Genomic DNA, 20,402 nt, shown 5'->3' with positions numbered 1-20,402 from the left:
TGATCGAGAACGCGTTCTGCCGCCTCAAGGACTTCCGCCGCGTCGCGACCCGCTACGACAAGCTCGCGGCCAACTTCCTGTCAGGCGTGGCGCTCGCCACCGCGCTCGCGTTCTGGCTGTGAACGAGTCTGGAGCCTAGAGAAACCCACGTTGAGGGTAAAGTCAGCGGGACCGGGTCGATCTTGGTTTGCGGCTCTTGTCCAAGCAGAAGCATAACGGCAGCTGCTGTCAGCATGAGCGATCTCCAATCCAGACAGCCATCGCAACATTGGGACGGGCGTTCATCAGGTGGAGCACGTCTAAAAGACGCACGCAACCAGCGCTGACCTTTATTTGCTTATGTCCGCTACTGAGGCGAAAGCGGCCGTTCGCGACTGGCGCTGAACGTCCGCAATGGGTCGATAGCGGACTCCCGGCGAATGTCGGCTTTGGGTCGAAAGCGGACATTGAGGAAAGGTGCTTTCCTACAAACTCCCGCTCGTGCCACGTTCGCCGGCGACTCGCCCCTGACCGGGCGTACGCTCTTTTCTCATCGTCAGCCGCAAGCTCGTGCTCCCGGCATAGGTGGGGATCGCGTTGGTCGGAGAGGCCGCGCTCTCCCGGCCGGACACCCCAGCCTTCGCTGGGGTGACGAGGGGAGGGCTGAACCCGCGTTTTCGTGGGTACCAGCGTCAGCTTCGTAACCTTTTGCCGCCTCCCCAAAAGGCGTTCTTGGCGTGATCTTTAGTGACCTTCCGCGCCGGTCCGCTCCGCCCCTCCCGTCGCCCCGGACTTGTTCCGGGGGCCATCGTTGTTCGGCCCCGCGACCCGCCGGCTATGCACGACGATGGATGCCGGAACGAGTCCGGCAAGACGGGTCACGGCAAGGCCGCCTTACCCCCACCGCAGCGCCAGCCAGCCCAGCCCCGCGAACAGCGCGAGCGCCCACCAGCCGCCATCGGTACGCAGCAGATAGGCGACGCCCACCACCCCCACCGCGACCAGCGTCGCGCCCGCAAGCCCCGGCGCGGCGATCCGGCCCAGCAGCCAGGCGCCCGCGACCAGCGCGCACCCGGCATTGACCGCGATCCACAGGTACGATGCGCCCGCGCCGATCGACCCGAACAGCGGCAGCTTGATCGTCGCATAGCCCCGCATCCCGTTGGGAAACAGGTCGGCCGCCATGTGCAACCCGATCCCCAGGCCCAGCCCCGCCGCTACCGGCCAGAAGCGCCGGTCGGCCGCCGCGACCGCGATCGGCAGCACGCTGTGGAGCAGCGCGCTCCGGTGCCCGAGGCCCAAGGACAGGTCGAGATCGGGGAGCGTCGTCCCGGCCCAGGCCGCCGCGACCACCGACGCCGCGACCAGCCACGCCGCGCCGCCGCCCACCAGGGCGAGCAGGATCGCGGCCAACAGCATCAGGAACCCGCTCACCACGCCGACCTTATTCGCACCACATCCGTGCCCGCCATCTTCCACCGAACCATCATCGTCCCTAACACAGCCTCATGTGGCAGCTCCATCAGTTCCCCCTTTGTCCGTTCTCGCGCAAGGTCCGTCTGCTGCTGGGCGAAAAAGGCGTGGGCTATGAGCTGGTTCGCGAATCTCCCTGGCTACGCCGCGACGAGTTCCTTCACGTCAATCCGGCGGGCCAGACGCCCGTCCTGATCGACCCCGAGCAGCAGATCGTGCTGATCGACAGCCAGGCGATCTGCGAATATTTCGAGGAAACGGTCGAGAAGTCGGCGACCATCAACGGCACCGCGGTCCAGCGCGCGGAGATCCGGCGGCTCACCACCTGGTTCGATACGCAATTCTACCAGGACGTGACCGGCCCCCTGCTCCACGAGCGCGCGATCAAGCGCATCTCGCAAAGCTCGCCCCCGGACGCCAAGGCGATGCGCGAGTCGATGAAGGCGGCGGTCGGTCATCTCGATTATACCGACTGGCTGCTCGACCACCGCACCTGGATGGCGGGCGCGACGATGAGCCTCGCCGATCTGGCGGCGGCGGCGCAGATCTCGGTGGTCGACTATCTGGGCGGCATCGACTGGAAGGGCCATGAACAGACCGCCCGCTGGTATCGCGGCCTCAAAAGCCGCCCCAGCTTCCGGCCGTTGCTGTCCGAGCGGATGGAGGTCATCGGGCCGGCCCCCCACTACGCCGACGTCGACTTCTAGCGCGACGGCGCGGCGGGAGAGCCTACCCCTCCAGCGACTTCGACGCCTGCTCGAACAGGTCCTTGGACAGCCCTGCCGTCCCCACGATCCGCTCCAGCTCCGCGCGCATGAGTTCCGCCCGCCCCGCATCGAAGCGCCGCCAGCGCGCCAGCGGCGGCAGCAGCTTCGCCGCCGTCTGCGGATTGAGCGGATCGAGCCGGAGCAGCTGGTCGGCCAGGAAGCGATAGCCCGACCCGTCGGCCGCGTTGAACGCCCGCTGGTTGACCCCGAACGCCCCCACCAGCGCCCGTACGCGATTGGGGTTGGACAGGGTGAAGTCGGGATGCCGCGCCAGCTCGGCCACCGCCGCGCCCGTGTCGTCGCGCGACGACAGCGCCTGGACCTGGAACCATTTGTCGATCACCAGCCCATTGTCGCGGTGGCGCGCATAAAAGCCGGCGAGCGCCGCGTCGCGTGAGCCGGACTTGCCGTTCGCCAGCACCGTCAACGCGCCCATCCGGTCGGTCATGTTGTCCGCCGCCTCGAATTGGGTGAAGGCCAGCTTGTCCGCCCCATTGCCGCCTGCGGCCGCGAGGAAGCCGAGCGCGACGTTGCGCAGGCGCCGCCGGCCCTTGGCCTCGGGAGTATAGGCATAGGGCTCGCGCGCGCCGTCATAGGCCGCGCGCCAGCGCTCGGCCAATCGCTCGCCCAGCGCGCGCCGCAGCCCCTCGCGCGCCCGGAAGATCGCGTCGGGATCGACCACGCTCATCTGGTCGCCGATGAAGCTCTCCGACGGCAGCAGCACCGCCTCCGCTTGGAAGGCCGGGTCGAGCGCGGGGTCGTCCAGCGTCCGCGCCACCGCCGCGATCACCGCGTCGTGCGTCGACCGATCGCCCTCCACGGCATCGGCGACGAGCGCGTCGAGCATCAGCTGCTGCATCGCCTCGTAGCGCGCGAACGGGTCGTCGTCATGCGCGCTCAGGAACGCCAGGTCGGCGACGCCCCGGTCGCTCTCGATCACCACCGGGGCGGAGAAGCCGCGGTTGATCGACAGCACCGGCCGTTCGGCGATGCCGTCGAACACGATCGTCTCCGCCGGGTCGCCGAGCATGACCAGCCGCTCCTCGACCAGCGCGCGGCCCGTCTCGGCGCCGAACAACTTGACCTTGAGGGGGAGGAGCATCGGCGCCTTGAGCGGCTGGCCCGGCGTCGGCGGGGTCGCCTGCGCCAGCCGGAGGCGCGCGCGGCCGCCCTCATGCTCCAGGCTCGCCTGGACGCGCGGGGTGCCGGCCTGGCTGTACCAGAGGCGGAACTGGGCCAGGTCGACCCCGCCCGCCTCCTCCATGCACGCCACGAAATCCTCGCAGGTCGCGGCGGTCCCGTCGAAGCGCTCGAAATACAGGTCGCTCGCCGCCCGGAACTTGGCTGTTCCCAGGATGGTCGCCATCATGCGGATCAGCTCGGCGCCCTTGTTGTAGATGGTCGCCGTGTAGAAGTTCGATATCTCCTGATAGCTGTCGGGGCGCACCGGATGGGCGAGCGGCCCGGCATCCTCGGGGAACTGCCCCGCGCGAAGCCCACGCACATCCTCGATCCGCTTGACCGCCGCCGACCCCTGGTCCGCCGAGAAGCCTTGGTCGCGGTAGACGGTGAAACCTTCCTTCAGCGACAGCTGGAACCAGTCGCGGCAGGTGACGCGGTTGCCCGACCAATTGTGGAAATATTCGTGCGCCACCACCGCCGCGATCGCGTCGTAATCATAATCGGTCGCGGTATCGGGGTCGGCCAGGATGTAGCGCGAGTTGAAGATGTTGAGACCTTTGTTCTCCATCGCGCCGAAGTTGAAATCGTCGACGGCGACGATGTTGAACACGTCCAGGTCATATTCGCGGCCATAGGTCCGCTCGTCCCACGCCATCGCCAGCTCCAGCGCGTGGAGCGCATGGCCGGTCTTGGCCAGGTCGGCCGCGCGCACCCAGATGCCGAGCTCGACATCGCGTCCCGAACGCGTCGTGAAGGTGGTGCGGTTGACCTGCAGGTCGCCCGCGACGAGCGCGAACAGGTAGGAGGGCTTGGGGAAGGGATCTTGCCACTCCGCCCAATGCCGCCCGTCCTCGCCCATGCCCTGCGCGATCGGATCGCCATTCGCCAGCAGCACGGGATAGCGCCGCGCGTCGGCGGTCATCCGCACCCGGTAGACCGACAGCACGTCGGGCCGGTCGGGGAAATAGGTGATCCGCCGAAAGCCCTCGGCCTCGCACTGGGTGCACAGGATGCCGCCCGACGCGTAGAGCCCCATTAGCTGGGTGTTCTTCTCCGGCGCGATCGCCACCTCGATCTCGACCTCGTGCGACGCGCCCGCCAGCGGCACGACGAGCTGCTCGCCGTCGAGCCGCCAGTCGTTCACGAGCACGCCGTCGACCTGGACCGACAGCGGCGCCTGTCCCGCGCCGTCGAGGCGCAGCGCGCCCGCGCCCGCGCCGTTGCGCTCGACCGACAACCGGCTCCGCACGACCGTCCGCGCGGGATCGAGGTCGAAATCGAGCGCGACCTCGGGCACCAGCCATTCGGGCGGGCGATATTCCTCGCGGCGCGTGACGCCGACGGGAGTGGCGGGCTGGGCGACGGCGTTCTGGATGTCCATGCGCCCCGATATAGACCCCGAGGCCGCGACCGCCACCCGCTTGCGCGGGATGCGGCGCGTGCTAACCCGCTGGCACAGAGATCAAGAAGGATGCCGATGCACCGCCATTTCCTCGCGCTCGCGCTCGCCGCCTGCTCCACCGCCGCGCTTGCGCACGACCAGGCCGTGCCGACCGTTCGTGCGCAAAGCGTTCCCGTTCCGCCCACCGCGCCCGCCCCGAACGCGGCGCAGCGCAACGCGGCCACGACCGCGGCACTGCCCGACGATCAGGCGGCGATGAAGGCGCATGTGCTGTTCCTGGCGTCCGACGCGATGCGCGGGCGCGAGGCGGGATCGCCCGAATATGACATCGCCGCGCAATATGTGGCGTCGCAATTCTATGCGGCGGGGCTGCGTCCCGGCGGGGACGAGGGCGGCTATCTGCAGCGCGTGCCGCTCGTCGCCTACAAGCTCGAGGGCCAGAGCCAGGCGTCGTTCGGCCGGACCCCGCTCGTCCAGGGCGTCGACTTCATCGCCGGTCCGAACCCGGCGCGCGCCGAGACGCGGATCACCGCGCCGCTGGTCTTCGCGGGCTGGGGGATCGACGCGCCCACCTATGGCCAGGACGATTTCGCGGGCGCCGACGTGCGCGGCAAGATCGTGGCGGTGTTCGGCGGCGCCCCCGCGCGCTTCGAGGGCGAGGAGCGGGCCTTTCACGGATCGACCGGCACCAAGGCCCAGGCCGCGGCCCGGCGCGGCGCGGTCGGCCTGCTCGTCATCAACAGCGCCCAGTCCGAGGCGCGTCGCCCCTTCGCGACGCTCGTCGCGGGCGCCGACCGCCCGCGCTACACCTGGGCCCGCCCCGACGGCACCGGCGCCACTGACGCGCCGGGTACGCCGCTGCTCGGCACGCTCAGCCAGGCGGGCGCCGCCAAGATCTTCGGTTCCGGCTGGGCCGCGATCGCCGCCCAGGCCGCCGACGCCGATGCCCGCTTCAAGCCGCTCGCCGCGCCGGGCACGATGACGGTCGCGACGCGCACCGGCTTCGCGCCCGTGGCGTCCAGCAACGTGGTCGGGCTGATCCCCGGCTCCGATCCCAAGCTGCGCGACCAGGTCGTGGTGCTGTCGGCGCATCTCGACCATATCGGGGTCGATCCGGTCGGCCAGGGCAGCCCGACCCGCGACCGCATCAACAACGGTGCGATGGACAACGCCATGGGCATCGCCAGCCTGATCGAGGAAGCCAAGCGCTTCAAGGCGGACCCGAAGCGCCCGCGCCGCACCGTGATGTTCCTGGCGGTCACCGCCGAGGAGAAGGGGCTGGTCGGCTCCGATTACTTCGCCAATCACCCGACGGTGCCGCTCGCCAGCATCGTCGCCGACGTCAATCTCGACATGCCGATCCTGACCTACAAATTCGAAGACATGATCGTGTTCGGCGCCGACCGCTCCTCGCTCGGCCCGATCGTGCGCGGCGCGGTGGGGAAGATGGGGCTGACCATGTCGCCCGATCCGATCCCCGAACAGGGCATCTTCGTGCGCTCCGACCATTTCCGCTTCGTCGAGAAGGGGGTGCCGTCGGTGTTCCTGTGGCCGGGGCAGAAGGGGCCGGGCAAGGCGGCCTATGACGCCTTCTTCCTCAGCAACTATCACAAGCCCTCCGACGAGGTAACGCTGCCGATCGACTGGAGCCAGGGCCCGCGCTTCGTCGGCGTCAACTACGCGATCGCGCGCGCGATCGCCGATGGCGACGACCGCCCCGTGTGGAACAAGGGCGATTATTTCGGCACGCTGTACAAGGGACCGATGGCGAAATGACGATGCGCACCCTCATCCTCGCCGGCCTGCTGGCGACCGCGCCGGCCTTTGCGGCGGACGCCCCACTGTCTGGGGAGGAGGCGGCGCTGAAGGCGCATGTCGCATATCTGGCCTCCGACGCGCTTCGTGGCCGCGAGGCGGGGACGCCCGATTACGACAAGGCGGCGGCCTATGTCGCCGAGCGCCTGCGCGCGGCGGGGCTGGAGCCGGGGGCGAAGGGCGGCTGGTTCCAGCCCGTCCCTCTCGTCGTGGCGAAGCCCGCGGGCGAACCGGTGATGACGCTGACCGGCGCGGGCCCGGCGCGGACATTGGTGTTCGGCACCGACTATACGCTCCGCTCGACGCCCGCGGGCGCGTCGATCGACCTGTCGGCGCCGGTCGTCTTCGCCGGTTACGGCGTCGTCGATCCGGCGCTCGGGCTCGACGATTATCGCGGACTCGACGTGCGCGGCAAGATCGTGGCGATGTTCTACAGCGGCCCCAAGGGTCCGCCGTCCGAAGTCGCGGCGCATCTCGGCAATCGCGCCGACCGCGCCAGGACCGCCGCCGCGCGCGGCGCGCTGGGCGTGGTCTTCATCGAGTCCAGCCAAAGCCGGGGAATCATCCCGGTCTCGGCGATCCACCGCAACTGGGACGCGCGCGCGGTCACCTGGGCGGGACCCGACGGCCGTCCGCGCGACGGCGGGGCGCCGACGCTGGCCGTGATGAGCTGGGAAGGCGCGGCCAAGCTGTTCGCCGGATCGGCGCTGAACTGGACCGACATCCTCGCCGCCGACACCGCCGGGCGGGCCGTGCCGACCGGTGCCTTGGCGGCGACGCTCGCGACGCGGCAAGCCTTTGCTCTGACGCGGCTGCCGAGCAGCAACGTCGTCGGCCTGCTGCGCGGTTCGGACCCGAAGCTGCGCGGCGAATATGTCGTCCTGTCGGGCCATCTCGACCATATCGGCGTGACCCGGCCGGTGAACGGCGACGCGATCAACAATGGGGCGATGGACAATGCCATCGGCATCGCGTCGATGATCGAGGTCGCCCGCCGTTTCCAGGCGGAGGGCAGGCGGCCCAGGCGCTCCATCCTGTTCGTCGCGGTCACCGCGGAAGAGAAGGGGCTGATCGGCTCCGACTATTTCGCGACCTATCCGACGGTTTCCAAGAGCTCGGTCGTCGCCAACGTCAATCTCGACATGCCGATCCTGACCTATCGCTTCCGCGATCTGGTGGCGTTCGGCGCGGACCGGTCGGCGATCGGTCCCGTGGTGGCGACGGCGGCGCGCGCGCAGGGCTTCGCGCTGGTGCGCGATCCCGAGCCCGAACAGGCCAGCTTCGTGCGCACCGATCATTACAGCTTCGTGCGTCAAGGCGTGCCGTCGGTCTCGCTCGTGCCCGGTCCCGGCGGCGAGGGCGCGGCGGCGACCGCCCGCTTCCTCCAGACCAATTACCACAAGCCCGGCGACCAGATCGACCAGCCGATCGACTGGACGGCGGGGGTGAACTTCGTGCGCGTCAACCATGCCATCGCCCGCGCGCTGGCCGACGCGCCCGATCGCCCGCGCTGGGTGAAGGGCGATTATTTCGGCACGCTCTACAAGGGGCCGATGGCGCGCTGACGGTGCACCTGCTGGTCCTGGGCCTGGGCTACACCGCCACCCGCATCGCCGCCGCCTTCTCCGCAGGAGTCGGCAGCGTCGCCGCGACCACGCGCGACGGCCGCGCGGGCACGGTGCGCTTCGACGACGCGCGTGCCGTAGGGGCGGAGATCGCCCGCGCGACGCATATCCTGTCGTCGGTCCCCCCCGCCGACGAGGCCGACCCGGTCCTCCTCGCCTACGGTCCGCGACTAGCGCGGAGCGACGCCTGGCTCGGTTATCTGTCCTCGACCGGCGTGTACGGCGACACGGGCGGCGCGTGGGTTGACGAGACCGCGCCGACCGGCACCGGCCGCCGCTCCGCGCGCAACCGCGCCGATGCCGACTGGCTGGCGCTCGGCGCGCGCGTGTTCCGCCTGCCCGGCATCTACGGCCCCGGCCGCTCCGCGCTCGATCGGGTGCGCGAGGGCAGGGCGCATCTTGTCGACACGCCCGGCCAGGTGTTCAGCCGTGTCCATGTCGACGACATCGTGTCGGGCGTGATCGCCGCGCGCAACGCGCCGCCGGGTGCGTACAACCTCGCCGACGACCGGCCCTGCGCGCAGAACGACGTGATCGCCTTCGCCGCCGGACTGCTGGGCATGGACCCGCCGCCCTTCACGCCGCTCGACCGGTTATCGCCGATGGCGCGCGCCTTTTACGCCGAGAATCGTCGGGTCGCGAACGGCAAGGCCCGGCGCGTCCTCCGCTGGACGCCGCTATACCCCGATTATCGCACCGGCCTGCGCGCGCTGAGCGCGATGACCAGCCCCATGCCCGTCAGCACCGCCCCCGCCGCCGCCAGCGCCGACCAGCGATACCCCTCGAACAGCGTCGAAAGCAGCATCGCGATCACCGGCACGATCACGCTCGAATAGGCCGACCGCGCGGGCCCGATCAGGCGGATGATGCGGAAATAGAGGGTGAAGGCCAGCGCCGACGCGAACACCCCCAGATAGACGATGCCGGCGACATAGCCCCAGCGCCATTCGAACACCGGCGGCCCGTCCAGCGTCCAGGCGATCGCGCCGTCCACCGCCGCGCCCAGCAGCATGGCGGCCGCCAGCAGCGGGGCGGGCGCATAGGCCTTCGCGGTATTCGTCCCCTGCAGCACGTTCGACGCCGATGCCGACATCACCCCCAGCAACGTCCAGGCGATCCCCGTCGCGACCACGCCCACCCCGTTGGGATCGACCCGCAGCTCGTGCGTGAACAACAGCGCGACGCCCCCCACCGCCACCGCCGACCCGGCGATCAGTCGTCCGCCGAGCGCGTGGCCCAGGAACAGGCGCCCGAGCACCGCATTGGGAACGAGCAGCAGGGCGAAGGTCACCGCCACCAGACCCGACGTGACGTAATGCTCCGCCTGATAGACCGCGTTGAAGTTGCCGCAGAATTGCAGCAGCGCCGTCCCGCCCGCGAACAGCCACCCCCGCCGGTCTAGCCGCCACGAGTCGCCGCGCCGCCACGCCCAGGCCGCCATGACGATGCCGGCGACGAGAAAGCGGTAGCTGACCGACCAGGTCGCGGGCACCGTCCCCAATTGGTCGTGGATGACGATCCAGGTCGATCCCCAGATCAGCGTCACGATCGCGAAGGGGAGGAGGATGGAGAGCCGGGTCGCGGGCGGGCTGGTATCGGCTTTCGCGCTCACAGCCGCCGGAGCGCGTCGGCGAGCGGCCGGATCGCGTCGGCGCCCTGATCCCAGGACACGACCAGCCGCGCCTCGCCGGGGCCCCAATCGTAGAAGTCGAACCCTTGCGCGCGCAGCGCCGCCGCCTCGTCCGGGGTGACGCGCAGGAACACCTCGTTCGCCTCGACCGGATGGACCAGCCGCCCCGCCGCCGCCTCGGCGAGCAACGCGGCCCCGGCATTCGCCCCGCGCGCGCAGTCGAGCCACAGATCGTCGTCCAGATGGCCCAGTATCTGCGCCGCCAGGAATCGCCCCTTGCTCAGCAGCATCGCGCCGCGCTTGCGCCGCTGCGCGGTCGCCGCCGCCAGTTCGGGCCGAAAGAACACCAAGGCTTCGGCGCTCATTCCGCCATTCTTGACGAAGCCGAACGACAGCGCGTCGACGCCCGCGCGCCAGGTCAGCTCGGCCGGGCTCGCCCCGGTCGCCACCACCGCATTGGCGAAGCGCGCGCCGTCCATGTGGAAGCCGAGCCCGCGCGCCGCCGCGAGCCGACCGATCGCCGCCACCTCGTCCGGGCGATAGACCCGCCCATATTCGGTCGCGTTGGTGATCGACAGCGCATGCGGCTGGACGCGGTGGACGTCGTTCGCGATCGCGTCGAGCACCTCGGCGATGCCGTCCGGCGTCAGCTTCGCGCCCTCGCCATCGGCCAGCATCAGCTTGGCGCCGTGGGTGAAGAATTCGGGGGCGCCGCCTTCGTCATTCTGGATATGCGCGTCGCGGTGGCACACCACCCCCCCATGCGGCGGGCAGAGCGCGGTCAGCGCCAGGCAGTTCGCCGCCGTTCCCGTCGGCACCCAAAAGGCGCGCACCTCGCGCTCGAACAGCTCGCCCAGCCGCGCGTCGAGCCGTTTGGACCAGCGGTCGCCGTCATAGGCGGTGTCCTGCTCGTTCGCGGCGAGCATCGCGTCGAGCACGCGGGGGTGAACCGGGGCGGCATTGTCCGAAAAGAAGCGCATGGCGGCGCGGGTAGGGAGCATCCCTTCTCGCCGCAATAGCTCTCCCCTCCTTATCCAGGAAGGGGAGCCCTCGTCAGAACTCCTCGCCCATATCCTCCTCGGGTGGTCGGCGTTCCTCGCGTTCGGGCGGGGGCTCGTCGCGCCCGCGCCGCGCGGGGCCGACCGAGATCGCCCCGTCCTCGCCGACGCGCAGGTCGATGCCCAGGCCTTCCACCTCGTCCATCAAGGCCGGCGCCAGCTCCGGTATCGCGCCCTCCAGCAGTCCCTCGTCCCCGACATTCTCGTCGACGACCTCCTCGACCGCCGGCGCGGGCGGCGGGGCGATGTTCAGCGCCGCGCCCATGAAGTCGCGCCAGATGCGCGCCGGGGCGCCGCCGCCGGTCAACCCGGCGGGCTTGTTGTCGTCGCGCCCGACCCAGACGCCGACGACAAGGTCGCCCGCGAAGCCCACGAACCAGGCGTCGCGCCCGTCCTGCGTCGTCCCCGTCTTGCCGAACGACTCGACCGGCAGAGCGGCGCGGAAGCCGGTGCCGCGCATCGACGATCCCAACAGCGACAGCATGTCGTCATGGACGCGCTCGGGCAGGTCGCGCCCACCGCCGGTCAGCGACCTGTACCAGCTCTTCTCTTCGGCCTGCGCCAGCCCGTGCGGCTGGACCGGATAGCGCCCCTGCGCGACCGCGGCATAGGCGCCCGTCAGCTCTAGCAGCGACACTCCGGACGTGCCCAGCCCGATCGTCGCCTCGTTGGCGATGGGGGTCGATATGCCCAGGTCGCGCGCCGCCTTGATGACATTGCGCACCCCGACATCCTGCGTCAGCCGCGCCGCCGCGACGTTGGACGAGCGCGCGAACGCCTGGGCCAGCGTGATCGTCCCCAGATAGCGTCCGTCATTGTTCCTGGGCTTCCACCCCGCGATGTCGACCGGCCGGTCCTCGACGGTCGAGGCGGGCGTCATCCCCGATCGCAGCGCCGCCAGATAGACGAACAGCTTGAAGGTCGATCCCGGCTGGCGCCGCGCCTGGGTCGCGCGGTTGAAGCTCGATTTCCGGTAGTCGCGCCCGCCGACCATCGCGACCACGCGCCCGTCAGGCCGCATCGCCACCAGCGCCGCCTGCAGGCCGCTCGACCCCGCCGCGCGGACGCTGCGTTCGGCGGCGCGCTGGTAACGGCGGTTGAGTGTCGTCTCCACCGTCGCCTCGGTCTGCACCTCGCCCGCTCGGTCGCGGGCTTCCGGCAGGACCCAGTCGGCGAAATAGGTGCCGCTGGGCAGGGCGCCCGGCCGCCTGCCGAGCACGCGCTGGGGCTGGACCCGGTCGCCCTCGCGATCCGTCAGGAAGCCCGCATCGACCATCGCCGCGACCACCACCGCCTGGCGCTTGCGCGCGCCCGCCAGGTTGCTCGTCGGCGCGAGCCGCGACGGCGCCTTGAGCAGCCCGGCCAGCATCGCCGCCTGGCCGGTATTCAGATTGGCCGGGGTGCGCCCGAAATAGTGCTTCGCCGCCGCTGTGATGCCATAGGTGTTGTCGCCGAAATAGACGTTGGACAGGTAACGCGACAGGATCTCGTTCTTGGACAGCCAGGCCTCTAGCCAGAAGGCGATCATCATCTCGCGGATTTTGCGCGCGGCCGTCTGGTCCGAATCGAGGAACGCGTTCTTGGCGAGCTGCTGGGTGATCGTGGAGCCGCCCTGGCGCACCCCGCCCGCGCCGACATTGCTCCACGCCGCGCGCGCGATGCCCTTGGGCGAGATGCCCCAATGCCCATAGAAGCCGCGGTCCTCGATCGCCAGGAACGCTTCGCGCACATGGGCGGGCAGCGCCGCCGCGTCGACCGGCTTGCCGATCACCGCGCCGCGCCTGGCGATCGGGGTGCCGTCGTCGGCGGTCAGCGTGATCGACGGCGGGGTCGGCGGCTTGAGCGATTTGGACAAGGGCGCGGTGATCGCCAGCCACCCGATCGCGAGCACCAGCAGGACGATGCCGACGCCCAGTCCCCGCCCGATCCACCGACCCCAGGGGCGCCGCGCTCCGACCCGCGGTTCCGGCGGCAGCGGATAATTCCAGTTGTCGCTCGACCGCTCCGGCCGAAAGGACGGGGCCGGCGCGAAGACGGGATCGGGAACGGCAGGCGGCGGCGGCTCGGGCTCGTCCCCGCGCCGCATCCGCGCGCGGCCGTTGGTATCGAAAGGATGGGGCCGCATCGGGTCACTCTACTGTGCTAGCAAACTACTACACCAGCATCCGCCTTGTTTCTACCCCCGCGCTTTCCATTCCACCAGCGTGGTCCTAGAGGGTGCCGCGACTTGGGGCAGGGGGCGGACATGACGGCATCGCTGGACGGACAACCCCTGGTCGTCGGGATCGGCGGCACGATCGGCGGCGTGTCCTCGACCGAACGCGCGCTGCGCATCGCGCTCGACGCCGCGTGCGAACAGGGGTTCCGCACCCGCATGTTCGGCGGCGCCGACATGGCGCGGCTGCCGCTCTACGATCCCAAGGCACCGACCCGAACCGAGCATGAGCGCGAGTTCGTCGAAACGGTCCGCCAGGCGTCCGCGCTGATCATCGCCAGCCCGGGCTATCACGGGTCGGTGTCGGGGGTCGTCAAGAACGCGCTCGACCTGTTGGAGGAGACCGCGCGCGACGAGCGTCCCTATCTGGCCGACATGCCCGTGGGGCTGATCGCGACCGCCTATGGCTGGCAGGCGACCGGATCGACGATCGCGGCGCTCCGCTCGATCGTTCACGCGTTTCGCGGCTGGCCCACGCCCTTCGCCGCGGCGATCAACAGCCAGATCACGAAGTTCGACGACGAAGGCGGCGCCAGCGACCCGTCGGTGGTCGAGCAGCTGCGCCTCGTCGGCCGCCAGGTCGCGCGCTTCGCGCCGCTGGCCGGGGGCGAAGCCTAGGCCGGGTCCATATTCGGCGCCAGAGCCTGGCGAGACGGACGGGGTTTCCGGTCGCGGCTTGCTGATGGGCGCGAATGACGGCGGTGTCGAAAGCCGGATATTGATTGTCGCGGTCGGTGGTGAGCGCGGTGAACACCGGCTGCTGCGCGCCGGCATGGCACCAGCGATCGCCCGTGTGATAAATCACGAATGCCGATCCAGCCTGGGTGCGTTGGATGGGCTTGTCAATCGGGGACTTCGGCGTCGTTTTGTGGCGGTGAAAGGTAGCACGTCAGTCGGGAAGAAAATCGCTTTCCGGTAGGCACTTGAGCGCGCGGGACAGCGCGCCGCTGACCGACTGACTCGTACCGTAAGCACTCTCGCGTTCCGGCTTTGACCCGAGTTTGGGACCAAATAGCCATCGGCCGCATCTGCGCTGCATCGTACGACGCAGTGGGCCGCTCGATAAGCGCTTCGGGGGCGGCAGACTCGACCGGCTGGTGTACTCTCGGGCCATGACGATGCTCCCGACCCCGCTTCCATGAGGAATGGCTCCCAGCACGCCGGGGCGGCGCAGCGCCCTGATTCTGCTGGCTTATGGATGCCATGCGCGATGACTACGTTCGACTATGGCCCGCATCGGAGGCGAAGGCGCGGGGTTCGTGCGCTGCTGTCGGTGGCCGCCTTCTCATTCGCCTTGGCGGCGCTGATCTTGGTGCTGCGACGCCGAAAGGGCAGCAAGTGATCAAATCACGGGGAGACCCACGATATGCCGTCTGGCGCTCGCCGCCGGCATCCTGAACCTCCTTCTGCTCGCATATCTGGCCCGGCGATTCGTCGACGGCCGAGGTCAGCGACGGTCCGTCTTCCGATGGGGGAAACATACGCCGATACTATGGAGATCGCGCCGACCCCGTCTCGCTATGCTACGCGGCCCGGGCGTACTGCACCGTCTCCGAAATGTCCGCTTCCACTCGCAAGCTCGGCAATGGGGGATGATGAATGATGTTCGAGACGGCCACGCGCGCGGCGCTGGCGACCTTGCTGATAACCGCGTCCGCGCCGGCGTTCGCGCAGGACATCGCGCCCGGCGCGGATTCGCCCGCACGCCCTACCGAATCGGCGGTCCCGGTCGCGGAGGACGCGTCGCCGATCACGATCAGCGGAACGGTCGCGCTCGCCTCCGACTACCGCTTCCGCGGCGTGTCGCAGTCGGATGAAGAGCTTGCGGTCCAAGGCTCGCTTACCGTCAATCACGAGTCCGGCCTGTACGGCGGATTCTGGGCGTCGAACCTGTCGGGCTGGGGCACGTTCGGCGGCGCCAACGTCGAGCTGGACCTGATCGCAGGGTACAAGTTCAAGCCGACCGAGAAGGCGGCGGTGGACGTCGGGCTGACCTATTATCTGTTTCCGGGCGGCGCGGACGAGACCGACTTCTTCGAGCCCTACATCAAGGTGTCGGGTACGCGGGGGCCGCTGACACTCACCGCGGGCGTGGCCTACGCACCCAAGCAGCAGGCGCTAGGTCGCTGGTACTTTACCGGCGCGGACGCGGTTGCCGGGGTCTATAACGATCCGGGCGATACGGAGGACAATCTCTATTTGTCCGGCGATGGCGCGCTCGCCATCGCGGGCACGCCGCTCGCCGCCAAGGCGCATATCGGCTATTCGGACGGCAATCGCGGACTCGGCCCCAACGCGACCAGCGTGGCGCCGACGGGCAAGTACTGGGACTATGCGTTAGGCTTCGACGCCGCGTACAAGAACCTGACGCTCAACCTCTCCTATGTCGACACCGACATCTCACGTCGCGAGGCGGCCTATCTTCAGCCGAGCTTTTCGCGGGGGCAGGACGGCACCGGCTCTATCGCTGACGGCACGTTCGTCTTTTCCCTTACCGCCGCATTCTAGGGAGCAGCAGGGATGCAGGACTTTCTCTGGCTCGGCGTTCTCCTGGGGCTCGTGCTCCTGACCTTCGCCTATGTCTCGCTGTGCGAGCGCGCGTGATGACGGTGGACCTCTGGCTCGCCGCTGCGACCGCGCTCGCGCTCCTCGTCTACCTCGTGGCCGTGCTCGTCCGGCCCGAGCGCTTCTGAAGGACCGGAACCCATGACCATTCAGGGCTGGATCCTGATCCTCGCATTCGTCGGCGTTATGCTGGCGCTCACCAAGCCGATGGGGCTGTGGCTCCACGCGCTCTACGAGGGCCGACATACGCCGCTTCACGTCGTGCTCGGCCCTGTGGAGCGCGGCTTCTATCGGCTGGGCGGGATCGATCCCGCGGTCGAACAGGGGTGGCGGCGTTACGCTGTCCATATGCTGCTGTTCAACATCGCGCTGCTGCTGCTGACCTATGCGGTGCTGCGGTTGCAGGCGGTGCTGCCGCTCAACCGGCCGGGCTTCGCCGGGATCGCGCCTGACGGAGCGTTCAACACGGCGGTGAGCTTCACCACCAACACCAACTGGCAATGGTATTCGGGCGAGGCGGCGATGTCGAACCTCAGCCAGATGCTGGCGCTGACTATCCATAACTTCCTGTCGGCCGCGACCGGTATCGCGCTCGCCTTTGCGCTGTTCCGCGGCTTCGCGCGGCGCGAGATGGCGACGATCGGCAATTTCTGGGCCGATGTGACGCGCGTCACGCTCTATCTGCTGCTGCCCATCTCGGTGGTCTACGCGCTCGTGCTCGTCGCGGGCGGCGTTCCGCAGACGTTGGTGCAGCAGGTCACGGCCACCACGGTCGAGGGCGCGAGCCAAGTGATCGCGCTCGGTCCGGTGGCGTCGCAGGAAGCGATCAAGATGCTGGGCACCAACGGAGGTGGCTTCTTCAACGGCAACTCCGCCCACCCGTTCGAGAATCCGAGCGACTGGACGAACTTCATCCAGATGGTGTCGATCTTCCTGATCGGCTTCGGGCTGACCTGGACGTTCGGCAAGGCGGTCGGCGACACGCGCCAAGGCTGGGCCATCCTGGCCGCGATGCTGGTCCTGTTCGTCGCCGGCGTCGCCGTCACCTACAGCCAGGAAGCGGCAGGCAACCCGATCCTCCAGCAGCTAGGCACGGCCGGCGGCAACATGGAGGGTAAGGAGGTTCGCTTCGGCATCGCCGCTTCCGCGCTGTTCGCGGTGGTCACCACCGCCGCGTCTTGCGGCGCCGTCAACGCGATGCACGACAGCTTCACCGCGCTCGGCGGGCTCGTGCCGCTGTTCAACATCCAGCTGGGTGAAGTGGTGGTCGGCGGCGTCGGCGCGGGCATCTACGGCTTTCTGTTGTTCGCGATCCTGGCCGTGTTCGTGGCCGGGCTGATGGTCGGGCGCACCCCCGAATATGTCGGCAAGAAAATCGAGGCGCGCGAGGTGAAGCTCGCCATCCTCGCCATCGCCGTGCTGCCGCTATGCATCCTGGGCGGCACCGCGATCGCGTCCGTCACCGAGACGGGACTAGCCGGGCCGCTGGGCAAGGGGCCGCACGGCTTTTCCGAAATCCTCTACGGCTTCACCAGCGCGGTCGGAAACAACGGCTCCGCCTTCGCCGGACTGACGGCGGGGACGCCCTTCTACAACGGGCTCTTAGGCGCCGGCATGTGGCTGGGACGGTTTTTCGTTATCGTACCGATGCTCGCTATCGCGGGCTCGCTCGCGGCCAAGCGACACACGCCGGCCGGCGCGGGGTCGTTTCCGACCACCGGCGGCCTGTGGGTCGGGCTCCTTGTAGGGATCGTCCTGATCCTGGGCGGCCTCACCTTCCTGCCGAGCCTCGCGCTCGGTCCCATCGCCGATCATCTCGCGATGATCCGCGGCCAGCTGTCCTGATCGAAAGGCCCAACCATGGCCCGCGCCGAAACCTCGTCGCTGTTCACCGCCGAGCTGATGCTACCCGCGATCGGACAGTCGTTCCGCAAGCTCGCCCCTAATCAGCTCGTCCGCAACCCGGTCATGTTCGTGACCGCCGTCGTGGCGCTCCTCCTCACCGTCCTGCTCGTCATCGGGCAGGACGGGCTGGGGCTCGGCTTCAAGCTCCAGCTCGTCGTCTGGCTATGGCTGACGGTGCTGTTCGGTACCTTCGCCGAGGCCCTGGCCGAGGGGCGCGGCAAGGCGCAGGCGGCGTCCTTGCGCGCTACCAAGGCGGAGCTCACCGCCAATCGGGTGAAGGGGGCCGGTGTCGAGTCCGTGGCCGCCAGCGCGCTCCGGGTCGGCGATCTCGTTCGCGTCCGGACGGGCGAGCTGATCCCCTCCGATGGCGAGGTCGCCGAGGGCGTCGCGTCGGTCAACGAGGCCGCCATCACCGGCGAGTCCGCCCCCGTGATCCGCGAGGCCGGCGGCGACCGGTCGGCGGTGACCGCGGGAACGCGCGTCATCTCCGATGAGATCGTCGTACGCGTGACGGTCAACCCCGGCCAGGGCTTCCTCGATCGCATGATCGCGCTGGTCGAGGGCGCCGAGCGGCAGAAGACGCCCAACGAGATCGCCCTCACGATCCTGCTCGTCGGGCTTACGATCATCTTCCTGATCGCCGTCGGCACCGTGCCGTTCTTCGCGGCTTATGCCGGCGGGTCGATTCCCGTCACGATCCTGGCGGCGCTGCTGATCACGCTGATCCCGACGACCATCGCGGCGCTGCTGTCGGCGATCGGCATCGCGGGCATGGACCGGCTGGTCCGCCGCAACGTGCTGGCCATGTCGGGCCGCGCCGTCGAGGCCGCCGGCGACGTCGACGTGCTGCTGCTCGACAAGACCGGCACCATCACCTTCGGCAACCGCCAGGCCACCGAGCTGCTCCCGCTCGACGGCGTGGCGTACGACGAGCTGGCGCAGGCCGCGCTGCTGGCCTCGCTGGCCGACGAGACGCCCGAGGGCCGCAGCGTCGTCGCGCTGGTGGGTGGCGGTGGTTTCGAGACGGGCGCAGAGCGCCCTCCTCAACCACCGGTGCATTCGACGCTGGTGGAGTTCTCGGCCAGCACCCGGATGAGCGGCATCGACATAGACGGCCGGGAGCTCCGCAAGGGCGCTGCCTCCGCGGTCACCGCGTGGGTCGGGCAGACCGATCCGCGACTGGACGTGCTGGTCGAGGGGGTCAGCACCACCGGCGGCACGCCGTTGGTCGTCGCGGAGAGGGGTCGGCTGCTCGGCGTCGTCCACCTCAAGGACGTGGTCAAGCCCGACATCCGGGAGCGGTTCGCCCAGCTGCGGGCCATGGGCATCCGAACCGTGATGATCACCGGCGACAACGCGACCACCGCGCGCGCGATCGCCGAGGAGGCCGGCGTCGACGACTTCCTCGCCGAGGCGACGCCCGAGGACAAGCTGGCGCTGATCCGCGAGGAGCAGGCCGGCGGCCGGATGGTCGCCATGTGCGGCGACGGCACCAACGACGCTCCGGCCCTGGCTCAGGCCGATGTGGGGGTCGCGATGAACACCGGGACGACTGCGGCCAAGGAGGCCGGCAACATGGTCGACCTCGACTCCGACCCGACGAAGCTGATCGACGTGGTCGAGATCGGCAAGCAGCTGCTGATCACCCGGGGTGCGCTCACGACGTTCTCGGTCGCAAACGACGTCGCCAAGTACTTTGCGATCCTGCCGGCGATGTTCGTGGTCGCCCACCCCGAGCTCGACGTCCTCAACGTCATGCGACTGTCCTCGCCCGAGTCCGCCATCCTGTCCGCGGTCGTCTTCAACGCCCTGGTCATCGTGGCCCTGATCCCGCTGGCCCTGCGCGGCGTCGCCTACCGGCCCTCGTCCGCGGCCGACCTGCTGCGCCGCAACCTGCTGATCTACGGCGTCGGCGGGCTGGTCGCGCCGTTCGTCGGCATCAAGCTGCTCGACCTCGTCATCTCGCTCATCCCGGGCCTCGGTGGTTGAGGTGCGAGCGCAGCGAGCCTCGAAACCGCCGCTCGAAAGGAACCGTTCGTGAAGTCCTTGTATGACCTCTTCCGCCAGAGCCTGGCCGGGCTGCGGCTGCTGGTCGCCGCGACGTTGGTGCTCGGCATCGCCTACCCGCTCGCGGTGTCCGGCGTCGCTGCCGTGGCCGCGCCCTGGCAGGCCCAAGGGTCGCTCGTGACCGCGACGGGGGCGCACACCGACGACCCGGACAAGGCCGTCGGGTCCGCCCTCGTCGGGCAGCTGGTCGACGACCCGGCGCTCTTCTGGCCGCGGCCCTCGGCCGCCGGCGACGGCTACGACATGCTCTCGACCTACGGCTCCAACTACGGGCCGGAGTCCCCCGAGCTGATCGCCGCGATCAAGGACCGGCGGGCCGAGATCGCCGAGCGGGACGGCGTCGCACCGTCCGACGTCCCGCCCGACGCCCTGACCGCCTCGGGGTCGGGCCTCGACCCCGACATCTCCGTGGCCTACGCCGAGCTCCAGGTGCCCCGAGTCGCGAGCGCCACCGGGCTGAGCGAGGACGCCGTACGCCGGCTGGTCGAGGACCACACCTCCGGCCGCACCTGGGGGGTGCTCGGGGAGCCGCGCGTGAACGTCCTGCTGCTCAACATCGCCGTCCGCGAGGCGGCCGTGGAGCGCTGAGCACACAATGGGCGTTGTGGACGAGACACGCCGGGGCCGGCTGACGGTCTACCTCGGCGCGGCTCCCGGTGTCGGCAAGACCTACGCGATGCTCGGCGAGGCGCGCCGGCGGCTCGAGCGCGGCACCGACG

At 69.6% G+C, this 20,402-nt stretch carries 14 protein-coding genes and 3 pseudogenes; 12 read left to right on the top strand and 5 right to left on the bottom strand.

The window, feature by feature from the left end; genetic code table 11:
- Positions 1-122 (top strand): annotated as a pseudogene (locus VF592_RS06795) (IS5/IS1182 family transposase); the annotation flags it as partial.
- Between the two features lie 751 nt (positions 123-873).
- Here the strand turns inward: VF592_RS06795 and VF592_RS06790 are convergent.
- On the bottom strand, positions 874-1,413 hold the full coding sequence (locus tag VF592_RS06790; protein ID WP_331004857.1) for a hypothetical protein: 540 nt from the start codon (positions 1,411-1,413) through the stop codon (positions 874-876).
- 74 nt (positions 1,414-1,487) lie between these two features.
- On the opposite strand from VF592_RS06790, the gene VF592_RS06785 reads away from it, so the two are divergent.
- The gene (locus tag VF592_RS06785) at positions 1,488-2,159 is read left to right on the top strand and encodes a glutathione S-transferase family protein (RefSeq protein WP_331004856.1); all 672 of its coding nucleotides are present in this window, start codon (positions 1,488-1,490) and stop codon (positions 2,157-2,159) included.
- Positions 2,160-2,181: 22 nt separating this feature from the next.
- Here the strand turns inward: VF592_RS06785 and pepN are convergent, their stop codons facing one another.
- Entirely contained in the window at positions 2,182-4,782 is a 2,601-nt protein-coding gene (gene pepN / locus VF592_RS06780; RefSeq protein WP_331004855.1) for an aminopeptidase N, read from the bottom strand.
- 96 nt (positions 4,783-4,878) lie between these two features.
- Between pepN and VF592_RS06775 the strand changes: the two genes are divergently transcribed.
- From VF592_RS06775 to VF592_RS06765, 3 genes are read left to right on the top strand one after another with little or no spacing between them, the layout of a single operon-like run.
- On the top strand, positions 4,879-6,579 hold the full coding sequence (locus VF592_RS06775; protein WP_331004854.1) for a M28 family metallopeptidase: 1,701 nt from the start codon (positions 4,879-4,881) through the stop codon (positions 6,577-6,579).
- 2 nt (positions 6,580-6,581) lie between these two features.
- A complete protein-coding gene (locus tag VF592_RS06770; protein ID WP_331004853.1) occupies positions 6,582-8,183 on the top strand; it encodes a M20/M25/M40 family metallo-hydrolase in 1,602 nt (533 codons plus the stop codon).
- 2 nt (positions 8,184-8,185) lie between these two features.
- Positions 8,186-9,079, top strand: coding sequence for an NAD(P)-dependent oxidoreductase (locus VF592_RS06765; RefSeq protein ID WP_331004852.1), 894 nt, complete (start codon positions 8,186-8,188; stop codon positions 9,077-9,079).
- On the opposite strand, the pseudogene VF592_RS06760 reads toward VF592_RS06765, so the two are convergent.
- From VF592_RS06760 to VF592_RS06750, 3 genes and pseudogenes are all read right to left on the bottom strand, one after another.
- Positions 9,019-9,789: pseudogene (locus tag VF592_RS06760) on the bottom strand (DMT family transporter); the annotation flags it as partial. The gene VF592_RS06765 and the pseudogene VF592_RS06760 sit on opposite strands and share 61 nt — an antisense overlap.
- A gap of 62 nt (positions 9,790-9,851) precedes the next feature.
- The gene (locus tag VF592_RS06755) at positions 9,852-10,853 is read right to left on the bottom strand and encodes a threonine aldolase family protein (protein WP_331004851.1); all 1,002 of its coding nucleotides are present in this window, start codon (positions 10,851-10,853) and stop codon (positions 9,852-9,854) included.
- A gap of 73 nt (positions 10,854-10,926) precedes the next feature.
- Entirely contained in the window at positions 10,927-13,056 is a 2,130-nt protein-coding gene (locus tag VF592_RS06750) for a transglycosylase domain-containing protein (protein WP_331004850.1), read from the bottom strand.
- Positions 13,057-13,176: 120 nt separating this feature from the next.
- Here VF592_RS06750 and VF592_RS06745 point away from each other — a divergent pair, with 120 nt between their 5' ends.
- From VF592_RS06745 to VF592_RS06715, 7 genes and pseudogenes are all read left to right on the top strand, one after another.
- Positions 13,177-13,764: an NAD(P)H-dependent oxidoreductase gene (locus VF592_RS06745; RefSeq protein ID WP_331004849.1), complete on the top strand. Its 588-nt coding sequence runs from the start codon at positions 13,177-13,179 to the stop codon at positions 13,762-13,764.
- A 981-nt stretch (positions 13,765-14,745) separates the two neighbouring features.
- Positions 14,746-15,654 carry a TorF family putative porin gene (locus VF592_RS06740; RefSeq protein ID WP_331004848.1) on the top strand — a complete coding sequence of 303 codons (909 nt, stop codon included), beginning with the start codon at positions 14,746-14,748 and terminating at the stop codon, positions 15,652-15,654.
- A 95-nt stretch (positions 15,655-15,749) separates the two neighbouring features.
- Positions 15,750-15,839 carry a K(+)-transporting ATPase subunit F gene (gene kdpF, locus VF592_RS06735; protein WP_331004847.1) on the top strand — a complete coding sequence of 30 codons (90 nt, stop codon included), beginning with the start codon at positions 15,750-15,752 and terminating at the stop codon, positions 15,837-15,839.
- 13 nt (positions 15,840-15,852) lie between these two features.
- On the top strand, positions 15,853-17,556 hold the full coding sequence (kdpA, locus tag VF592_RS06730; RefSeq protein ID WP_331004846.1) for a potassium-transporting ATPase subunit KdpA: 1,704 nt from the start codon (positions 15,853-15,855) through the stop codon (positions 17,554-17,556).
- A 15-nt stretch (positions 17,557-17,571) separates the two neighbouring features.
- Positions 17,572-19,605 (top strand): potassium-transporting ATPase subunit KdpB, encoded by a 2,034-nt coding sequence (gene kdpB, locus VF592_RS06725; RefSeq protein ID WP_331004845.1) that lies wholly within the window; start codon positions 17,572-17,574, stop codon positions 19,603-19,605.
- A 48-nt stretch (positions 19,606-19,653) separates the two neighbouring features.
- On the top strand, positions 19,654-20,271 hold the full coding sequence (gene kdpC, locus VF592_RS06720; protein WP_331004844.1) for a potassium-transporting ATPase subunit KdpC: 618 nt from the start codon (positions 19,654-19,656) through the stop codon (positions 20,269-20,271).
- A 7-nt stretch (positions 20,272-20,278) separates the two neighbouring features.
- Positions 20,279-20,402: pseudogene (locus tag VF592_RS06715) on the top strand (sensor histidine kinase KdpD); the annotation flags it as partial.

The organism is Sphingomonas sp. (assembly GCF_036388435.1).
In the GTDB taxonomy this organism is placed as follows: Bacteria; Pseudomonadota; Alphaproteobacteria; order Sphingomonadales; family Sphingomonadaceae; genus Sphingomonas.
This window is presented reverse-complemented; position numbering and strand designations above follow the sequence as displayed.

Bases quoted from the DNA above. Each gene is read 5' to 3' on its own strand.
- VF592_RS06770 (WP_331004853.1), top strand. From the start codon at position 6,582: ATGCGCACCCTCATCCTCGCCGGCCTGCTGGCGACCGCGCCGGCCTTT.
- VF592_RS06750 (WP_331004850.1), bottom strand. From the start codon at position 13,056: ATGCGGCCCCATCCTTTCGATACCAACGGCCGCGCGCGGATGCGGCGC.
- kdpF (WP_331004847.1), top strand. From the start codon at position 15,750: ATGACGGTGGACCTCTGGCTCGCCGCTGCGACCGCGCTCGCGCTCCTC.
- kdpA (WP_331004846.1), top strand. From the start codon at position 15,853: ATGACCATTCAGGGCTGGATCCTGATCCTCGCATTCGTCGGCGTTATG.
- VF592_RS06775 (WP_331004854.1), top strand. From the start codon at position 4,879: ATGCACCGCCATTTCCTCGCGCTCGCGCTCGCCGCCTGCTCCACCGCC.
- VF592_RS06785 (WP_331004856.1), top strand. From the start codon at position 1,488: ATGTGGCAGCTCCATCAGTTCCCCCTTTGTCCGTTCTCGCGCAAGGTC.
- kdpB (WP_331004845.1), top strand. From the start codon at position 17,572: ATGGCCCGCGCCGAAACCTCGTCGCTGTTCACCGCCGAGCTGATGCTA.
- VF592_RS06745 (WP_331004849.1), top strand. From the start codon at position 13,177: ATGACGGCATCGCTGGACGGACAACCCCTGGTCGTCGGGATCGGCGGC.
- VF592_RS06740 (WP_331004848.1), top strand. From the start codon at position 14,746: ATGATGTTCGAGACGGCCACGCGCGCGGCGCTGGCGACCTTGCTGATA.
- pepN (WP_331004855.1), bottom strand. From the start codon at position 4,782: ATGGACATCCAGAACGCCGTCGCCCAGCCCGCCACTCCCGTCGGCGTC.
- VF592_RS06755 (WP_331004851.1), bottom strand. From the start codon at position 10,853: ATGCGCTTCTTTTCGGACAATGCCGCCCCGGTTCACCCCCGCGTGCTC.